At 64.7% G+C, this 18,263-nt stretch carries 17 protein-coding genes, 1 tRNA gene and 1 pseudogene; 11 read left to right on the top strand and 8 right to left on the bottom strand.

What is annotated here, in order from left to right; translation table 11 throughout:
* Positions 1-67 precede the first annotated feature (67 nt).
* Positions 68-144: transfer RNA gene (locus tag ACTHL0_RS05490), tRNA-Asp, on the top strand.
* 277 nt (positions 145-421) lie between these two features.
* Complete coding sequence (locus ACTHL0_RS05485) at positions 422-901, top strand: GNAT family N-acetyltransferase (RefSeq protein WP_440565580.1); 480 nt, start codon at positions 422-424, stop codon at positions 899-901.
* A 54-nt stretch (positions 902-955) separates the two neighbouring features.
* Here ACTHL0_RS05485 and ACTHL0_RS05480 read toward each other — a convergent pair whose 3' ends face one another.
* Positions 956-1,858, bottom strand: coding sequence for an AraC family transcriptional regulator (locus ACTHL0_RS05480; protein ID WP_440565581.1), 903 nt, complete (start codon positions 1,856-1,858; stop codon positions 956-958).
* Between the two features lie 213 nt (positions 1,859-2,071).
* Here ACTHL0_RS05480 and ACTHL0_RS05475 point away from each other — a divergent pair, with 213 nt between their 5' ends.
* Entirely contained in the window at positions 2,072-2,503 is a 432-nt protein-coding gene (locus ACTHL0_RS05475) for a gamma-glutamylcyclotransferase family protein (protein WP_440565579.1), read from the top strand.
* Positions 2,504-2,630: 127 nt separating this feature from the next.
* Here ACTHL0_RS05475 and aceB read toward each other — a convergent pair whose 3' ends face one another.
* Positions 2,631-4,223 carry a malate synthase A gene (gene aceB, locus ACTHL0_RS05470; protein WP_440565578.1) on the bottom strand — a complete coding sequence of 531 codons (1,593 nt, stop codon included), beginning with the start codon at positions 4,221-4,223 and terminating at the stop codon, positions 2,631-2,633.
* Between the two features lie 91 nt (positions 4,224-4,314).
* Positions 4,315-5,064: a haloacid dehalogenase type II gene (locus ACTHL0_RS05465; RefSeq protein ID WP_440565577.1), complete on the bottom strand. Its 750-nt coding sequence runs from the start codon at positions 5,062-5,064 to the stop codon at positions 4,315-4,317.
* 138 nt (positions 5,065-5,202) lie between these two features.
* Here ACTHL0_RS05465 and ACTHL0_RS05460 point away from each other — a divergent pair, with 138 nt between their 5' ends.
* Both ACTHL0_RS05460 and ACTHL0_RS05455 read left to right on the top strand, forming a co-directional pair.
* Positions 5,203-6,105: a LysR family transcriptional regulator gene (locus ACTHL0_RS05460; protein ID WP_440565576.1), complete on the top strand. Its 903-nt coding sequence runs from the start codon at positions 5,203-5,205 to the stop codon at positions 6,103-6,105.
* Between the two features lie 197 nt (positions 6,106-6,302).
* Positions 6,303-6,737, top strand: a complete 435-nt coding sequence (locus ACTHL0_RS05455; RefSeq protein WP_440565575.1) for a universal stress protein — start codon at positions 6,303-6,305, stop codon at positions 6,735-6,737.
* A 129-nt stretch (positions 6,738-6,866) separates the two neighbouring features.
* Here ACTHL0_RS05455 and aceA read toward each other — a convergent pair whose 3' ends face one another.
* The 3 genes from aceA to ACTHL0_RS05440 all read right to left on the bottom strand — a co-directional run bounded on the left by aceA (position 6,867) and on the right by ACTHL0_RS05440 (position 11,150).
* Entirely contained in the window at positions 6,867-8,174 is a 1,308-nt protein-coding gene (gene aceA / locus ACTHL0_RS05450; protein ID WP_440565574.1) for an isocitrate lyase, read from the bottom strand.
* Between the two features lie 369 nt (positions 8,175-8,543).
* On the bottom strand, positions 8,544-10,151 hold the full coding sequence (locus ACTHL0_RS05445; protein WP_440565573.1) for a DEAD/DEAH box helicase: 1,608 nt from the start codon (positions 10,149-10,151) through the stop codon (positions 8,544-8,546).
* Positions 10,152-10,865: 714 nt separating this feature from the next.
* The gene (locus ACTHL0_RS05440) at positions 10,866-11,150 is read right to left on the bottom strand and encodes an acyl-CoA-binding protein (RefSeq protein WP_440565572.1); all 285 of its coding nucleotides are present in this window, start codon (positions 11,148-11,150) and stop codon (positions 10,866-10,868) included.
* 125 nt (positions 11,151-11,275) lie between these two features.
* Between ACTHL0_RS05440 and tsaB the strand changes: the two genes are divergently transcribed.
* The 4 genes from tsaB to ACTHL0_RS05420 are packed head-to-tail and all read left to right on the top strand — an operon-like array spanning position 11,276 to position 14,443.
* The gene (tsaB, locus tag ACTHL0_RS05435) at positions 11,276-12,040 is read left to right on the top strand and encodes a tRNA (adenosine(37)-N6)-threonylcarbamoyltransferase complex dimerization subunit type 1 TsaB (RefSeq protein WP_440565571.1); all 765 of its coding nucleotides are present in this window, start codon (positions 11,276-11,278) and stop codon (positions 12,038-12,040) included.
* Entirely contained in the window at positions 12,037-12,519 is a 483-nt protein-coding gene (gene rimI, locus ACTHL0_RS05430) for a ribosomal protein S18-alanine N-acetyltransferase (protein ID WP_440565570.1), read from the top strand. Before tsaB ends, rimI begins: the two co-directional genes overlap by 4 nt.
* Entirely contained in the window at positions 12,519-13,457 is a 939-nt protein-coding gene (locus ACTHL0_RS05425; protein ID WP_440565569.1) for a uracil-DNA glycosylase, read from the top strand. The genes rimI and ACTHL0_RS05425 overlap by 1 nt, the downstream gene beginning before the upstream one ends.
* Positions 13,454-14,443: a DUF1853 family protein gene (locus tag ACTHL0_RS05420; RefSeq protein WP_440565568.1), complete on the top strand. Its 990-nt coding sequence runs from the start codon at positions 13,454-13,456 to the stop codon at positions 14,441-14,443. The genes ACTHL0_RS05425 and ACTHL0_RS05420 overlap by 4 nt, the downstream gene beginning before the upstream one ends.
* 33 nt (positions 14,444-14,476) lie before the next feature.
* Here the strand turns inward: ACTHL0_RS05420 and thiD are convergent, their stop codons facing one another.
* Entirely contained in the window at positions 14,477-15,286 is an 810-nt protein-coding gene (gene thiD / locus ACTHL0_RS05415; protein WP_440565567.1) for a bifunctional hydroxymethylpyrimidine kinase/phosphomethylpyrimidine kinase, read from the bottom strand.
* Positions 15,287-15,316: 30 nt separating this feature from the next.
* Complete coding sequence (gene lplT / locus ACTHL0_RS05410; RefSeq protein WP_440565566.1) at positions 15,317-16,624, bottom strand: lysophospholipid transporter LplT; 1,308 nt, start codon at positions 16,622-16,624, stop codon at positions 15,317-15,319.
* Between the two features lie 219 nt (positions 16,625-16,843).
* Between lplT and alr the strand changes: the two genes are divergently transcribed.
* A complete protein-coding gene (alr, locus tag ACTHL0_RS05405) occupies positions 16,844-17,914 on the top strand; it encodes an alanine racemase (RefSeq protein WP_440565565.1) in 1,071 nt (356 codons plus the stop codon).
* A 41-nt stretch (positions 17,915-17,955) separates the two neighbouring features.
* Positions 17,956-18,263, top strand: a pseudogene (locus ACTHL0_RS05400) (DNA repair protein RadA); the annotation flags it as partial.

Here is an 18,263-nt window from a genome sequence, read left to right as displayed (position 1 = left end):
TGGCGTCAAGCTGACGGCGCTGCGGTTTGCGGAAATAACCAACGTCCGCAAGCCAAGATGCAAGATTGGAGTGGTAGTTCAGTTGGTTAGAATACCGGCCTGTCACGCCGGGGGTCGCGGGTTCGAGCCCCGTCCACTCCGCCAAATTAAAAAGCCCGTCCGAACGATGTTCGAACGGGCTTTTTTCTTACGATCCGGAATGCATGCTGCAGCGGTCGTTTGGAGCGGGTGCTTGGGTATCCACTCCCGACCCATGCCAAGCGCTTACTGCGGTCCCATGCAAAGCCGGTACTTGCCACACCCCAGCCCATGATCGTGTCGAGCAAGCGGGCGTGGCCTTCGTTCGGCACCGGACAATCCGCCATTGCAAGTCGCGCCGTGCTGCCTTACTGTGGTCGCGAGTTCTTTCGTTCCGGCTACGATGTTCGATCCGACCGACGCGCCATTGCATCATGCGCCATCGCCGTTTCACCTTCGCAGGGCGTCGATGGGCGATTTCGCCTTTGCCGAGGCACTGACACGTAACAACATGGGCCGCTACTACGAGCGGCATCGATTGGCTTGGCGGGCCGATTTGTTTCTCGCGAGCTGGCAGGAGTCCGAGAACTTCATCCTCGAAATCGACGATGAGCCGATCGGCGTCTTGCGGCTGACCGAGGAGGGGAATTCCCTCCATATCCGCGACGTCCAGATTGCCGCCGGTCATCGCGGACAAGGGGCGGGCACATTCCTGCTCGAGACTTCCCATGACTGGGCGCGCGAACGCGGGCTACGCGAACTCCAATTGCGAGTCTTCGTCGATAATCCCGCCGCGCGTTTATACCTGCGCATGGGTTACCGATTGGCCGGGCCGCGGCTCGCTCAATTGGGCGCTATCCGCCACATGGTGCGGCCTGTTTGACGACGCGTTGACGCGCGTCGTCGGTGCGTGCCGACGAGCCGCCAAGCCAGCCGATCACGTGTGTTCGGGCGAGGCCAGCATGCCGTCGAAGTCGTCCTCCGTGCCGGCCCGCTCGGGTACTTGCCCGCCGTCGCGCATCATGAAGGCACGGGGGCTCTCGCCGAACGCTCGCCGGAACATCGCGGAAAACGCGCTTTGGCTCTGATAGCCGAGTTCATGCGCGATTTGCGACAGCGCCCGGCCCCGGTTCAACAACGGAATCGCGCGGGCCAGCACCGCCTGCTGGCGCCACTGCGAAAAACTCATCCCGAGTTCCTGACGAAACAGCCGCGCGATCGTACGCGTACTCGCGCCGACGGTCGCCGCCCAATACTCGAGCGGATCGGTGTTGCCGGGATCGGCCAGCAGCGCCTCGCATAAGGCGCGCAGGCGCTTTTCTTTCGGCATCGGAACCGACAGTGGCAACGGTTCCGAGCGCATGATCTCATCCAGCGCGAGGGTGCCGAGCAGGCGTTCGCGCGCCGCGTCCAGTCCATCGGCATCGAGTGCGGCGATCGCCTCGCGCAGCAACCCGGAGACATCGACAACGCGGCAGGCGTCAAGCCCGGGGGGCACGACGGAATCGTCGATGTAGAGCGTGCGTTGATACGCCGCTTCAATGACGACGACCTCATGCGGCACGCGCGGCGGCACCCAGATGGCCCGTGACGGCGGAACCATCCACGTGCAGCCTTCGACGGCCACGCGCATGACGCCGCGCGAGGCGTAGGCTAGCTGCGCCCAGGGATGCATGTGCCAGGCGATTCGTTCGCCGGCCGGCATGGGCCGAGCCCGGACGCGAATCGGACGCTCGTGCGTGGGGGCGACCTCAGGCGGAATGTCGAGTAGCAGCACGCGCGCGGCGGCGACGGGAGCGGCGGGGTCGTTCGAGTTCAAGAGATCGGATGTTGGCGAAATGAAAGGCGATGCGCGTCGGACGTTGCGGCTAAAAGCATTGTATGTGCGTCCGTTTTATTCGGCTGCATAATGCGATGGCCGAGCGGTCAAATGATGCGATGTCGTTGCCCGCATCATGCTCGGCGCTGAGCGTTCGCCGGCGAAGTCCAAATGTTGAATCGAACCATGCAACCGGCGACGTGCAAACCCACACACAATAAAGGACGAGGGCAAATGCGATACGTATTCGTGTACGGCACGCTGCGGGCAGGCGAAATCAACGACATTGGGCTGGCGGCCGCGCGCCATGGGATCAGCGCGCCTCGGTTGGTCGGTCACGCAGCGGTTGCGGGGCGGTTGTACGATCTCGGCGACTATCCGGGGCTCGTGCGGGACGATGCGGCGGGTCTGGTGCGAGGCGATGTCTATGAAATCGACGAGGCATTGGTGCCGGTGCTCGATAAAATCGAGGGCGTGGAATCGGGGGTCGACAGCACGTTTAAATCGCGTGAAATGACCGTGGCCGTGATGGGCCGTGAGCTGCCGTGTTTTTTCTATCCGGTTGACGAAGTGTCGGTGGGCGGGCGTACCCGCATCCAGGCCGGCGATTGGATCAGTTATCGCCTCGCGCGAGATTCGGTCGCCACGTTGAAGTACGGCAGGTAATCGAGCGCCACAACGAGCGCCACAAGGCAAACGGGCCGGGCCGCGGCAGAGTATGCGCGGCCAGGCCCGTCGAGCGGGGCGCCAGGGCGCCGCCGCTTTTATCTCCCGCTTTGCCTCATCGATCCGCTTAGACTTCCTCGTAAAGCGGCAAGGTCAGGAAGTCGGTGAACGTTTCCGACGTCGACATCTGCTCGAAGATCGTGCCCGCGCGATCGTACGATTGCGTCTCGCCTCCCACCGCTTCCTTGATCTTCGGCAGTTCTTGCGCGATCAGCGCGCGCACGAGATCGGCTGTCACCTTGCGGCCGTCCTCGAGCTTGCCCTTCGGCGAGCGGATCCATTGCCACACTTGCGAGCGCGAAATCTCGGCCGTGGCCGCATCTTCCATCAGATTGTGGATCGGCACGCAGCCGTTACCGGCGAGCCACGAACCGAGGTAGTGGATTCCGACGTTGATGTTGTTGCGCAAGCCCGCCTCGGTGATCGGGGCCTCCGGGCGGAAGTCGAGCAGATCCTTGGCCGTGACCTGCACGTCGTCGCGTTGCTTGGCGATCTGATTGGGTTGGCCGCCGAGCACGGCAACGAACTCCTCCATCGCCACCGGCACCAGGCCCGGGTGCGCCACCCAGCCGCCGTCGTAACCGTCCGTCGCATCGCGCTTCTTGTCCGAACGCACCCCGCCCATCGCTTTTTCGTTTGCGGCCGCATCGCTCTTGATCGGAATCAGCGCGCTCATCCCGCCGATCGCAGGCGCATTGCGCTTGTGACACGTCTTGAGCAATTGCAGCGCATAGGCGCGCATGAACGGGACCGTCATCGTGATCTGCGCGCGATCGGCCAGGCAGAAGTCGGCGTCGTTCTTGAACTTCTTGATCGCGGAGAAGATGTAGTCCCAACGCCCGGCGTTCAGGCCCGCGCTGTGTTCGCGCAGTTCGTACAGAATTTCGTCCATCTCGAAGGCCGCGAGAATCGTCTCGATCAGCACCGTGGCGCGAATCGTTCCGCGCGGCACGCCGATGGCTTCCTGCGCTGCGACGAAGATGTCGTTCCACAGGCGCGCTTCGAGGTGGCTCTCCATCTTCGGCAGATAGAAGTAGGGCCCGCTGCCGCGTGCGATCAACTCCTTCGCGTTATGGAACAGGAACAGGGCGAAATCGAAGATACCGCCCGACACGCGCTGGCCGTCCACCGTCACGTGCTTTTCCTCGAGGTGCCAGCCGCGCGGGCGCACCAGGAGCGTGGCCACCTTCTCGTTCAGCTTGTAAGTTTTGCCGTTCTGTTCGAGCGAGATCGTGCGGCGCACCGCGTCCTTCAGATTCAGCTGGCCCGTGATCTGGTTGTACCAGTTGGGCGTGTTCGAATCCTCGAAGTCGGTCATGTACGAATCCGCCCCCGAGTTCAGTGCGTTGATGATCATCTTGCGCTCGACGGGGCCCGTGATTTCGACGCGGCGGCATTCCAGGTCCTTCGGCAGCGGCGCGATCTTCCAATCGCCTTCGCGCACGGCCTTCGTTTGCGCGAGGAAATCAGGCCGTTCGCCGGCATCGAGCCGCTGCGTGCGTTCGGCGCGCGCTTGCAGCAACGCGCGGCGGCGCGCCTCGAACGTACGATGCAGATCGGCGACGAGTGCCAGCGCTTCGGGCGTCAGAATCGTCTCGAAACCGGGCTCGATGGCGCCGGTGATTTGCATGCCTTGGGGCAACGACAACGTGTTCGCCATGGAAAGTCTCCTTTGGTCGGTCAGATGGCAACAATACGGCGACGTGCTCGCGCAACCGGGCTGTGGTGCGCGCGTACGGTCGCTTAATCCCTTAGTCCCTTGAATCGTTTTCAATCAGCGCGAGTGTCTTCACAAACTCGACGAGGTCGGACATACCCGTGCCGATGCCGCGCGGTTTCGATTCCAGTTCTTCGAGCGGCGCGCCGGCTCGGTTGATCCAGAACGTCGTGTAGCCGAACCAGCCGGCGCCCGCCACGTCCCAACCGTTCGACGACACGAAGACGATCTCGCGGGCGCTCGCATCGAAGGCGCGTGTGCCCAGCGCATAGGCCGCCGGCGCAGGTTTGTAGGCGTGTGCGGTATGGACAGACAGCACGTGATCGAACACGTCGGCGATGCCGGCGCTCTTGACCGCGATGTCGAGCATCTCCGGGTTGCCGTTCGAGAGAATGCCCAGGCGTAGCGGGCGGCCGTCCGGCGCGGCTCCGTATTCGCGGAGCGCCCGCAACGCGGGTGCCGTATCGGGAAACGCCGACAGGCACGCATATTGGTCCATCAGACGCTTCTCGCCGGCGGCGTCGAGCGGTAAGCGCAGACGGCGCGCGGCATGGCGCAACGCATCGAGCGTCACGTCCCAGAACGGCTTGTAGTGCGAGCCGTTCGGATCGGCGAGCGTGCGTAGCTGCGAATATTCGATTTGCTTCAGGCGCCAGAGCTGAGAAAGCGCGTCGCCTTGTCCCGGGAACAGCTGCTCGGCCGCGGCCACGACCGAATGGACGTCGAACAGCGTCCCGTACGCGTCGAACAGCACGGCTTTCGGAAAAAATGGCGACGATGTCATGGCCAGCGGCTCCTGCACTAAAGGTCCGGAACGTATTCTATTTGTGACTGGCTGGATCGAAAAAGACGGGTGGCGTCACTTTATCTTTGACTTTTTGATACATAATCTGCCGGTCGATCGTTTTCGGAAGACCGGTTCATGTCCCGCTTCAAACAAATCGAAACGTTCGTGGCCGTTGCCGCGAAGGGCAGCCTGTCGGCGGCGGCGCAAGCCGAAGGGGTCGCCCCCGCCGTGATCGGGCGCCGGCTCGACGCGCTGGAAGAGCGTCTGGGCGTGAAGCTGCTCGTGCGCACGACGCGCAAGCTCACGTTGACGTTCGAGGGCTCGGCGTTCCTGGAGGACTGCCAGCGGATCGTGAACGACATGCAAAATGCGGAAGCGAGCGTATCGGAAGGCGGCGTGAAGGCGAGCGGCCATGTGCGCCTGTCCGCACCGGCCGGCTTCGGGCGCAAGCACGTTGCGCCGTTGATCCCGGCCTTCGCGTCGGCCCATCCCGAGGTGTCGATCGCACTGGATTTGTCCGACCGCATGGTCGATCTCGTCAACGAAGGGTTCGACTGCGCGGTCCGCTTCGGCGAACTGCCCGATTCCTCGCTCGTCTCGCTGCGGCTCGCCGAAAACCGCCGCGTCTGCGTGGCGGCGCCGGGCTATCTCGCACAGCACGGTACGCCGCAGACACTGGCCGATCTCGCGCATCACAACTGCCTGGCACTGGCGGCAGGCGTCAATCAGCAACGCGGCTGGATGTTTCAGCAAGACGGCAAGGTGGTGTCGATCAAGGTATCGGGTACGCTCGAATGCTCGGATGGGGCAGTCCTGCACGAGTGGTGCCTGGCGGGGCACGGTCTCGCATGGCGTTCGTCGTGGGAGGCGGGGGAGGACATCGCAGCGGGCCGGCTCGTGACGGTCCTGGATGAGTTCGCCGCGCCGCCGATCGGCATTCATGCCGTGTTTCCGCAACGCCGGCATTTGCCGTTGCGCGTGCGGCTCTTTCTCGATTTCCTGAAGCATACCTATGAGCGTCCCGGCTACTGGCAATAGGGGCCCTGACGGGCGATGAGCGGCGAAATGCGCAAGCGCGCGGGTTTTCGATATCCGGGCTCACCCGAGGCGCGGCCGCCGCGCAGCGAGCGCGGCACTACAATCGACTTGAGCCTGCCCACACCGTGGTGCGCGATGCAGCCCGCCCGCCGCGCATGACGTGCGTTCGTGCAGGATTCGTCGACGACGGAGGCGTCATGTTCAAGCACATCCTGGTCCCGACCGACGGTTCGGAACTGTCGCAAAAGGCGATCGACGGTGCGATCGATCTCGCGCGGACGGTCGGTGCCCGCATTACGGCCTACGCCTGCTTGCCGCAGTACCCATACTCGCCGTTCTCGGACGTCATCATCGAGCAGCCGGACGACTTTCAGGCACGCAGCGAGCGCGAGGCCCGCGATCATCTGGATGAAATCGAAGCGGCCGCCCGTCGCGTCGGCGTGGCATGCGCGAGCCAGACCAGCGTCCATCCGTCCCCCTACCTGGGCATCATCGAAGCCGCGGAGCAGGGCGGGTGCGACGTCATCTTCATGGCCTCGCATGGGCGCAGAGGGCTCGGCAGCTTGTTGATCGGCAGCGAGACTCAGCGTGTCCTCACGCATACGAAGATTCCGGTGATCGTCTATCGCTGAAGGCGTTGCTCAGCTAGCCTGCTGTTGTGGCGGTTGCTCCGCTCCTCGCACCGGCTCAAACGCTGAGCCCCGCATGCTCATCGCATGCGGGGCTCGCGTCCCTTCTGGTCCCCTCGCGAGTCCTGTCGTTTATGCCACCTTCTTCGTATCGAAGAACTGTTCGTCTTCGGTGGAGCCGTGCAGGGCCGTCGTCGAGGCTTCGCGTTCGACTGTCTGCGTGACGGCATCGAAATAGCCCGTGCCCACTTCGCGCTGATGCTTGACGGCCGTGAAGCCCTTCTCGGCAGCGGCGAACTCGGCCTGCTGCAGTTCGACGAACGCGCTCATCTGTGAGCGGGCATAGCCGTGCGCGAGGTTGAACATCGAGTAGTTGAGCGCATGGAAGCCCGCCAGCGTGATGAACTGGAACTTGTAGCCCATCGCACCCAATTCCTTCTGGAACTTCGCGATCGTCGCGTCGTCGAGGTTTTTCTTCCAGTTGAACGACGGCGAGCAGTTGTACGACAGCAGCTTGCCCGGGAATTGTTTGTGGATGGCCTCGGCGAACTTCTTCGCATACTCGAGGTCGGGCTTGCCCGTTTCGCACCAGATCATGTCGGCGTACGGCGCATAGGCGAGACCGCGCGAGATGGCTTGTTCGAGGCCGGGCTTCGTGCGGAAGAAGCCTTCCACGGTGCGCTCGCCCGTCAGGAACGGACGGTCGTTGTCATCGACGTCGGACGTGATCAGATCGGCTGCCTCGGCATCCGTGCGGGCCACCAGAACGGTCGGGACGCCGCACACGTCGGCTGCGAGACGCGCCGCTGTCAGCTTCGCCACGTTCTCGCGCGTCGGCACGAGCACCTTGCCGCCCATGTGGCCGCACTTCTTGACGGAAGCCAGTTGGTCTTCGAAGTGAACGCCCGACGCGCCCGCTTCGATCATGGCCTTCATCAGTTCGAACGCATTGAGCACGCCCCCGAAGCCGGCTTCGGCATCGGCCACGATCGGGGCGAAGAAGTCGACGTAGCCTTCATCGCCGGGGTTCTTGCCTTCCGACCACTGGATCTGATCGGCGCGCGTGAGCGTGTTGTTGATCCGCTTCACGACGAGCGGCACGGAGTTGGCCGGATAGAGCGATTGGTCCGGGTACATTTCGCCGGCCACGTTTGCATCGCCCGCGACTTGCCAGCCAGACAAGTAGATCGCCTTGAGGCCGGCCTTCACTTGCTGCATCGCCTGATTGCCCGTCAATGCGCCCAACGCGTTGACGAACGGCTCGTTATTGACGAGATCCCACAGCTTCTCGGCACCGCGCTTCGCGAGCGTGTGCTCCGGCTGGATCGAGCCGCGCAGGCGGACGACGTCTTCGGCCGTATAGCCGCGCTTGATGTTTTTCCAGCGGGGATCGGTTTCCCATTGCTGCTGAAGTTGCTGTGCTTGTTGTTGGCGTGACATGGTGCGCTCCTTGTTGCCTGAAAGAGAGAGAACGGGGATCTCGCTTGTCGCGGCCGGCTGGGTCGCGAACTCTTATATAAGAGTCTAGGCAATTCGAAGCACTGGGAATAGGCGGATTCGAACGTTTTTAAGATGTATTTAATCGTTATAAATCAATATGTTGCTCATTATATTTCGCAATAAGAAACGTCGTTTTTCATGTCGCAATGCCCGTTGTTGTGCCACGCAACACAGATTTTTACGACTCAAAAGATCTTTTCGCATTGTGAAAATGGGGTGTGGGGCACACACTCGTTGGCTTCGGGCGAAAAAAAACCGGTGCATGCACCGGTTTTTAGCTTCGACGCAGCGATGCGTCCTATCTATGACTTAGCCGTTGCTGCGACGCGCGCCGCGTTGGCCATCGCTGCGGCGGCCTTGACCGTCGCGTGCGGCATAGCCGTCGCGCGAGCCGTAGCCGCTACGTGAGCCGTTCGAGCTGCCGCGGGCGCCGAAACCGTTGCCGCCGCCACCGAAGCCGTTACCGCTGCGGCTGTCGCCATTGCCACGCGAAGCGCCGTTGCTGTTCGAACCGAAGCGCCGGCCACCGTTGCCACCGCCCGGACGGCCACGGCCGTTGCCCGTGCGCGCCGGCGGCGCCTTGCGCGGCTCGAAGCCTTCGATCACGTTGACGGGCAGCGGCGCGCGCACGAAACGCTCGATGCGCTTGAGCGCGCCTTGCTCGGCGTGGTGCACGAGGCTCACAGCGGTGCCCGAGCGACCCGCGCGGCCCGTCCGGCCGATGCGGTGCACGTAGTCTTCGGCGAACTTCGGCAGATCGTAGTTGAAGACGTGCGTGATGCCGGGGATGTCGATCCCGCGTGCGGCGACGTCCGTCGCCACGAGCACGCGCACACGACGCTCGCGCAGTGCGCGGATCGTGCGATTGCGCGCACCTTGCGGCAGATCGCCGTGCAGGGCGGCCGAGGAGAAGCCGGCATCGGCGAGGCGGCCGGCCAGTTGATCCGCTTCGCTCTTCGTTGCCGTGAAGATGATGGCTTGATCGAGCGCATCGTCGCGCAACAGGTGATCCAGCAGGCGATCCTTGTGATCGCGGTCGTCGACGTAATGGACCGTTTGCGCGATATTCGAGCTCGATTCGACCTGACGCGCGATTTCAATGCGCTCGGGATCCTTCAGCAGGCGACTCGTCAGCGAGCCGATCTTGCCGTCGAGCGTGGCCGAGAAGAGCATCGTCTGGCGCGTGGCCGGCGTGGCGGCGACGATCGTTTCGATGTCGTCGATGAAGCCCATGTCGAGCATGCGGTCGGCTTCGTCGAGCACCAGCATCTGCAACTGCGACAGATCGATACGGCCGCGCTCCAGGTGGTCGAGCAGACGGCCAGGCGTCGCCACGAGGATTTCAGGGTTCTTCGCGAGCAGCATCAATTGCTGGCCGTACGCGACGCCGCCAAGGATGCTGACCGTGCGCAGCCGGCGCAGATGCTTGCCGTAATTCGACGCGGCGGTAGTCACCTGCATGGCCAGCTCGCGCGTGGGCGTCAGCACGAGCAGGCCAGGGCGGGCGACCGGCGGGCCGCGGCGCGGACGGCGATCGCCACCGGCTTCGCGCGGTTCGCGCGGCTGTGCCACTTGCGCCTTTTGCATCTGCGCGAAGCGCTCGATGGCCGGCAGCATGAAAGCTGCCGTCTTGCCCGAGCCCGTCGGGCTCGAGACGAGCAGATCGCGCCCGGCGATGCCTGCGGGAATGGCGCGCTGTTGCACGGGGGTGGGTGCGGCGTAGCCCGCAGCCGTCAGCGCCGAAACGATTTCGGGCGACAGGCCGAGCGAGGCGAAAGTGGGGCCCGACGGTGCATCGGTGGCGGCATCAAGGGCAGCCGCGGCTGCAGGCGCCGTATCGGCGGGCGCAGCATCGGGCTGGCCGAGGGCGCGATCGGCAATGGCGTTCAGCGGGCTGGAATCGAAGCTCGAAGTCATGAGAATCCTAAGAAGACGGCAAACAAGGCGTCGGCGCCAATCGGCATTACCCAAGTCGTCGGATTCAGCATGCAACGGAGCACGCGAGCAAATCGAAAAACGGGGGCAGCTCGCTAAACGGTGCGAGCTTTTCGTTAGAAGCTGTATCGGGTACGGGGACGCCGTTATGGCATCGCCGTCAGCCTGGTATGAGACGGCCGGTGAAGGCCTAGGCGGAAGGGGACAGGTTCTAAACTGGATTGGAGCAAAACGCTACGACACGCTGCACACACCAATGTAGGCCGGCGCGAGAAGCGTAGGCCGCAGTATAAGGGTTTTTGCTGCGTTGCGCCAGCGTTGCCGGCGTGGCAATGCGAAATGGGGCGAGCGCAGCCGAGCGGGTCGGCACCGAACGCAGCCGGTGCCGACCCGCTGGCACCGCTGGCACCGCTGGCACCGCTGGCACCGCTGGCACCGCTGGACCCGCTGGACCCGCTGACTCGCTGACTCGCTGACTCGCTGACACCGCTGGACCCGCTGACTCGCAGGACCTGCTGGACCTGCTGGACCCGCTGGGCCCGCTGGGCCCGCTGACCCGCTGACCCGCTGACCCGCTGACCCGCTGACCCGCTGACCCGCTGACCCGCTGACCCGCTGGACCCGCTGGACCCGCTGGACCCGCTGGACCCGCGGCTGCGGATCGTTCGCAGCCGGTCGCGGCAGGTCAGGAAAGGCTCAGCTGGCCGTGCCGTTCTTCAGCGATTCGACGAGCTCGATATAGTGCTGCTTCGCCACATCCTGCGCCGTGCCCTTGAGCGAGGCCCAGGCGTCGTACTTGTATTTGCCGACGATATCGGCGAAGCCGGGCTTATCGCCGTGCACGTCGCCTTCGGTGGCTTGCTTGAAGAGCGCATACAGACGCAGCAGCGTCATATTGCCCGGTTTCTCGGACAGGCCCTTGACGTCCACCTGCGCTTGCTCGAACTGTGCATCGACATTGCTCACGATCTTCTCTCCCATGCAAAAGCGATAAGGCCGCCGATCATAGCAAGCGTTCGCGCCCGAAAGGTCGAGCGATGCTTCCAAACGCGGGCGGCCACATACAGGCGGCGGGGCGCGCTGCGAGCCGCATTACAATAGCGCCCATGACATCAACCGTGCTGCTTGCTCTCGATACGTCGACCGAATATTGCTCGGTCGCGCTGATTTCCTCGGAGGCGCCTTCGGCTGCCTCGCAACCCGCGCCCGCGCGCATTTGGACGCGGCATGAAGCGACGGGCGCCGTGTCCAGCACGCGCGTGCTGCCGGCCGTGCGCGAATTGTTCGACGAAGCCGGGCTCGCGCTCGGAGCATGCGATGCCGTGGCTTTCGGCTCGGGCCCCGGCTCGTTCACGGGATTGCGCACGGCCACCGGCGTCGCACAAGGGCTCGCGTTCGGGCTCGATGTTCCCGTCGTCCCGATCGGCACGCTGCTGATCTGCGCCGAAAGTGCGCGCTTGCGCGATCCGTCCATTACGCGGGTGTTGGCCGTGCTCGACGCGCGCATGGACGAAGTGTACTGGGCCGACTACGCCTGGGATGCCGCTGCCGGAGATTGGCAAACGGTCACGCCGCCGTCGCTCGGCGCCCCCGAAGCGCTGGCGGCTCCCGAAGCGCCGTTCGCACTTGCCGGCAATGCCGCTGACGCGTTCGGCGCGCGCCTTGCCGTTGCCGAGCGCGCGAGCGTCGTCGATCGCGCGGCGTTGCCGCACGCGCAACCCCTGGCATTCGCGGCGTTGCGCGCGTATCGAGCGGGGCGAACCGTCGCCGCCGATCACGCCGCGCCCGAGTACGTGCGCGACAAAGTCGCGCAAACGACGGCCGAGCGCCTTGCCGAGCGTGCGGCGCGCGGCGGGCAGGAGGCGCGATGAGCGGGGTGTTGCTGGCCGACCGCTACCTCTCGCCGATGACGGAAGCCGATCTGGACGAGGTGGCCGCCGTCGAGCAGGAGGCGTATGAGTTTCCCTGGTCGCGCGGCAATTTCGAAGATTCGTTGCGCAACGGTTATTTCGGGATTTGCATGCGGCACGTTTCCGGGGTGCTCGTCGGCTACTGCGTGCTGATGCCCGTCGTCGACGAAATGCATCTGCTGAATCTGTGCGTTGCCCCGCACGTACAGGGGACGGGGGCCGGTCTCGCGTTATTGCGCGAGGCGGTGCGCGTCACGCGCGGCAAGCATCTGCTCGCTCTGTTGCTCGAGGTGCGGCCTTCCAACCTGCGCGCGCTGCGGTTGTACGAGCGTTTTGGGTTCGCGACGATCGGCCGGCGCAAGAACTACTATCCCGCGCGGCGTCACGGCCGCGAAGACGCGCTGGTCATGCGCTATACGTTTTCGAAGGAGGGCGATTGATGGCGCTCGATGAAGCCGCGCTCGAGACGTTGGGTCTCGGGACGCTGTGGGTGCGGCGCGAGGCGTCGAGCGGCCACAGTCCCGTCGTTGAGGAGCCCGTCACGCCGGAACCGGCCGAGACGCCGCGGCCCACAGCTGCGCCGCCAACCGCCGGGCGGGAAGCCACCTTGCTCAATGCTGTTCGTGAGCGGCCTGCCGCGTCGAAGGGCGAGCAAGGCGGGCACGTGTCAGCGGAGCCCTTCGGCGACGAGCCGGCCTGGGACGATTTCGAGCCTGTACCGCCAGCCATGCCCAATCTCGCCGATGCCGATGCCGATGCCGTTGCCGCTGGCGAAGCGCGTCATGCGGATGGCGTTTCGTTGCTCGACTGGGATGCACTCGAGGCCCGCGTGTCGGCATGCGAGCGCTGCCGGCTCTGCGAAAAGCGGACGAACACCGTATTCGGTGTCGGCGATCGCGCGGCCGATTGGATGCTGATCGGCGAGGCGCCCGGCGAAAACGAGGACAAGCAGGGCGAACCGTTCGTCGGACAGGCGGGCAAACTGCTCGACAGCATGCTGCGGGCGCTTTCGCTCTCGCGCGGCGACAACGTCTATATCGCGAACGTCGTCAAATGCCGGCCGCCGGGCAACCGCAATCCCGAGCCCGACGAAGTGGCCCGTTGCGAGCCCTATCTGCAGCGTCAGGTGGCGCTGCTCAAGCCTAAGCTCATCGTCGCACTGGGACGCGTGGCCGCGCAAAATCTGCTCAAGACCGACGTCAGCATTTCGTCGCTGCGCGGCCGCGTGCATCGCTACGAGGATGTGCCCGTCGTCGTCACCTACCATCCCGCGTACCTGCTGCGCAGCTTGCCGGACAAGGCGAAGGCATGGGCCGATCTATGCCTCGCCCACGACACCTACCGGCAAGTGCTGGCCGCGGAGCAGGCGCCGCGATGAGCGCGCTCGAGCCGGCCGCCGATCCAGCCGCCGCGCTCGCTGCGCTGCAAGGCGCATTGTCCGATCCGATCGTGCGTGACTTGGCGTGGCTGCTGTTCAGCGTACCGTTGCTCCGTGCGCAGCCGCCGGCCGGCCCGCTTGCCCCTGCTTTCGAGACGGCCCAGGAAGAGGCGGCGACGCTCGTCTGGCTGCGCGAACTCGATCGCGATCCGGCCGCATTACATCAGGCGATCGCCGCGACGCGCATCACGCGGCTTGGCCGCTACGCCGAGTGTCTGCTGGGCTTTTTTCTGCAGCATGGGCCGGCTTGCCGGCTCGTTGCGGCGAATGTCGCCCTTCGGCTCGCCGGGCGGACGATCGGCGAATGCGATTTTCTGGTCGAGACCGCAAGCGGCCGTCGGCTGCATTGGGAGCTGGCCGTCAAATGCTATTTGCATGCGGGCGGCGATCGTGCCGAACTGGCCGATTATGTGGGCCCCAATCTGCAAGACCGGTTCGATCTGAAGCTCGCGCATTTGCTCGGGCATCAATTGCCGTTATCGGCGCGCGAGGAGTTCGCGGCCCTGGGGCATCGGGGCCCGTGGCAGCCGCAGATGTTCGTCAAGGGTTGGCTCTTCTATCGGTGGGGCGAAACGCCGCCCGTTCCCTTGCCGGTCGACCCGTTGCATCACCGCGGTTTCTGGGTAACGCGCGGGGACTGGGCCGCTTCGCACGCGCGCCGCGACGACGCTCGCTGGGCCGTGTTGCCGCGCCTCGCTTGGCTTGCGCTGCGCCCGAGCGTCGCGGATCAGGATGCCGCGGCAGCCGGCTTGATGACAGCCGAGGCATTGAGCGAACGGCTCGCGCAGCCTACGGGCCCGGTCATGATCGCCGCGTTCGAGCGCGACCCGTTGGCCCCCGGGCGTTGGTGCGAGACCGAGCGTGGATTCGTCGTACCCGACGAATGGCCGGAGCAGGCCAGGGCGTATGCGTTAAGCATCGCATGAGCGTGCATGCCAGCCGGCGCGGGCGGGCAATCGCTACCACCACCGATAAAAATGGTGGAGCGGGCCGATGCCTGTGCCGACTTCAAGACGCGTGCTCTCGCGTAACGCGCCGGCCAGATACGCTTTCGCATCCGTGACGGCGCCGAGCCAATCGGGCCGTTGAGTCATGAGCGCAGCGATGGCGGCCGACAGGGTACAGCCCGTGCCGTGTGTCTGTTTGACGTCGATGCGCGCCCCGCCGAGGCGGTAGGCTCCGGTTTCGTCGATGAGCCAATCGGGGCTCTCGGCGCCGCCCAGATGCCCGCCTTTCATCAGCACGGCACGCGCACCGAGCGCGCGCAACGCTTCCCCTTGTTGCCGCATGCCGGCTTCGTCGAAGGCCCGCGCGTCGGCGCCGACGAGGGCGGCGGCTTCATCGAGATTCGGCGTGACGAGCCCGGCCAACGGCAGCAGTTCGTCCCGCAGGGCCGCAACGGCATCGGGTGACAGCAGCGCATGGCCGTTCTTGGACAACATGACGGTATCGAGCACGATGCGCGCCGGTTGATAGCGGCGCAGCGCCGCCGCCACCGCGCGCACGATGTCCGCGTTGGCCAGCATGCCGATCTTCACCGCATCGATACGGATGTCCTCGAATACGGCGTCGAGCTGGGCGGTGACGAACGCGCTGTCGGGCGCATGCACGGCGCGCACTCCGTGCGTGTTCTGTGCCGTGAGCGCCGTGACGACGCTGGCGCCATAGACGCCGAGCGCCGAAAACGTCTTCAGATCGGCCTGGATGCCGGCGCCGCCGCTGGAGTCGGAACCGGCGATCGTCAGGACGTTGGGCAGGGGGCTGGGCATAGCGAGCGGCCGCGCGGGCGGCCGTCCGGATCAGTGTTTGGGTTCGCCGATCAACGCGACGGAATCGAACGCGCGTTGATTGGCCTGGTGACGGCGCATGACAACCCACATCATCAGGCACACGAAGGTGCCGAATAGCACGATGACGACGGAAACGGGCACATCGAGCCAGACCAGTACGGCATACAGGCACAGCATGATGAGTACCGACAGGTTTTCGTTGAAGTTCTGCACGGCGATCGAATGGCCCGCCGAGAGCAACACATGGCCGCGATGCTGCAACAGCGCGTTCATCGGCACGACGAAGAAGCCCGACAGGGCGCCGACGATCATGAGAAACACGTAAGCGATGATGAGATAGCCGGGCACGTGCACGCGGCCGAAGTAAAAGCCCCAGTTGACCGGCACGAGCTGGCGCGAATAGAACGCCATCAGCATGACGGCGATGCCCATCATGATGCCGACCGGCAGAACCGAAAGCGATTTTTTCAGCGGCACGCGTGCCGCCGCGAACATCGCCCCGCCTGCCACGCCGAAGGCGACGATCGCTTGCAGGATCGCGCCTTCGGATAACGACATGCCGAGCGAGACCTCGGCCCATTTCAGGACGATGAACTGCAACGTGGCGCCGGCACCCCAGAACAACGTGGTGACGGCGAGCGAGATCTGGCCGAGCTTGTCGTGCCACAAGGTCAGGAAGCAATCGGCGAAATCGGTGATGAGCTTGATCGGCCCATGCTGCTGTTTCGGATAGCGCGCACCGGTGTCCGGAATACTCAGATTGAACAGGGCAGCGGCGACATAGATGCCCATGATGACGAGCATCGCGGCTTCAGCCGGGGTGCTGACCAAGGGCACGTGATGCTTCAGGATATGAGCGGCGATATGAGGGCTGATCAGCGCGCCGCCCAGCACCGTGCCCAGGATGATGGAGGCGACGGTCGTGCCTTCGATCCAGCCGTTGGCCGCGACGAGCCGTTCGGGCGGCAGCAGCTCCGTCAAGATGCCGTATTTCGCGGGCGAGTAGGCGGCGGCGCCGAAGCCGACGATCCCATACGCCGCCAGCGGATGCGCCCCGACCATCATGAAGAAGCAGCCGACGATCTTGATCGTATTCGTGGCGAACATGACGCGCCCCTTGGGCCGGGAATCCGCGAACGCGCCGACGAACGCGGCCAGCACGACATACGACAGGACGAAGAACAGCTTGAGCAGCGGAGTCATCCAGGCCGGAGCATGGAGATCTTTGAGCAGTGCAATGGCGGCAATCAGAAGGGCGCTATCGGCCAGCGACGAGAAAAACTGCGCGGCCATGATGGAGTAAAAACCTTTTTTCATCTGATGCGTTGCGGTCCTTTGCGGCGCGTCCTCCCCGGGCGCGAGTGACGCGTTAGGACTTAGGCCGTTCGAAATGGGTTGTGCGCACGGCTTTATATCACGAAAATAGGTGGCTTCGGACGGCCGGCGCGCCGGCCGAGCGGCGCACGGCTACCCGCCATGCGTCGGATCATGCGCCATCCCATCCCGATATGGCCCTGTGCCTCATACGAAAACGTCATGCCGCGCCCGCTTCTCGCCACCATTCACACCGCCGCTCTGGCCAATAATCTCGCCGTGGCGCGCCGCCACGCCCCGAACGCCAAAGTGTGGGCCGTCGTCAAGGCCAACGCATACGGCCACGGGCTCGCCCGGGCATTCCCCGGCTTGCGGGCGACAGACGGCTTCGGCCTGCTCGACCTCGAAGAAGCCGTCAAGTTGCGCGAACTGGGCTGGGCCGGGCCTATTTTGCTGCTGGAAGGATTTTTCCGTCCGACCGATATCGACGTCATCGATCGCTACAGTCTGACCACCACCGTGCATAGCGACGAACAACTGCGGATGCTCGAAATGGCGCGGCTGTCCAAGCCCGTCAACATTCAGCTGAAGATGAACAGCGGCATGAACCGGCTCGGCTACACGCCCGAGAAGTTCCGGCCGGCCTGGGAACGCGCCCGCGCGTGCCCAGGCGTCGGGCAGATCGTGCTCATGACCCATTTTTCGGACGCCGATGGCGCGCGTGGCGTCGAACATCAGATCGACGCGTTCGAACGCGGCGCGGAGGGCATCGCCGGTGCGCGCAGCCTGTCCAATTCGGCGGCCACGCTGTGGCATCCGCGTGCGCATTTCGATTGGGTCCGCCCGGGGATCATGCTGTATGGCGCTTCGCCCACTGGGGTCACGGCCGACATCGACGGCGTCGGCCTGCAGCCCGCCATGACCCTCGCGTCCGAACTCATCGGCGTCCAAACGCTTGCAAAGGGACAGACCGTTGGTTACGGATCGGTCTTTACGGCGCCTGGGCCGATGCGTGTCGGCGTGGTGGCCTGTGGCTATGCGGACGGTTATCTGCGCTGCGCGCCCGAGGGGACGCCGATCATCGTCGATGGGGTGCGGACGCGTCTGATCGGACGTGTGTCGATGGATATGCTCACGGTCGATCTGACACCATGCCCGGCCGCGAACGTCGGGTCGCGCGTCGAGCTCTGGGGGCCGCAATTGCCGGTCGACGACGTGGCGCGCGCCTGCGGCACGATCGGCTACGAGCTGACGTGCGCGATCGCGCAGCGCGTGCCGGTGCTGGCCGAATGAACGGTCGTTCATCGATAACAAGGAACGGCTAAGGACCGCGCGTGGCAAAACAGAAGACGACATACACCTGTACGGAATGCGGCGGTCAAACGCCGAAGTGGCAAGGGCAGTGTCCCTCGTGCAACGCCTGGAATACGCTAGTCGAAACAATCGCCCCGAGTGGCGGCGCGCATCGCTTTCAGTCGCTGGCGAAGAGTGCACCCGTGCAGCGGCTCGCCGACATCGAAGCGGCCGACGTTCCGCGTTTCTCGACGGGCGTCGGCGAGTTCGACCGCGTGCTCGGCGGGGGCTTCGTAGCGGGTGGGGTAGTGCTGATCGGCGGTGATCCGGGCATTGGCAAGTCCACCTT

The sequence above is a fragment of the Trinickia sp. genome, assembly GCF_051961175.1.
Taxonomy (GTDB): Bacteria; Pseudomonadota; Gammaproteobacteria; order Burkholderiales; family Burkholderiaceae; genus Trinickia.
Note: the sequence above shows the minus strand (reverse complement) of the source record. Positions and strands in the feature narration are given on the sequence as shown.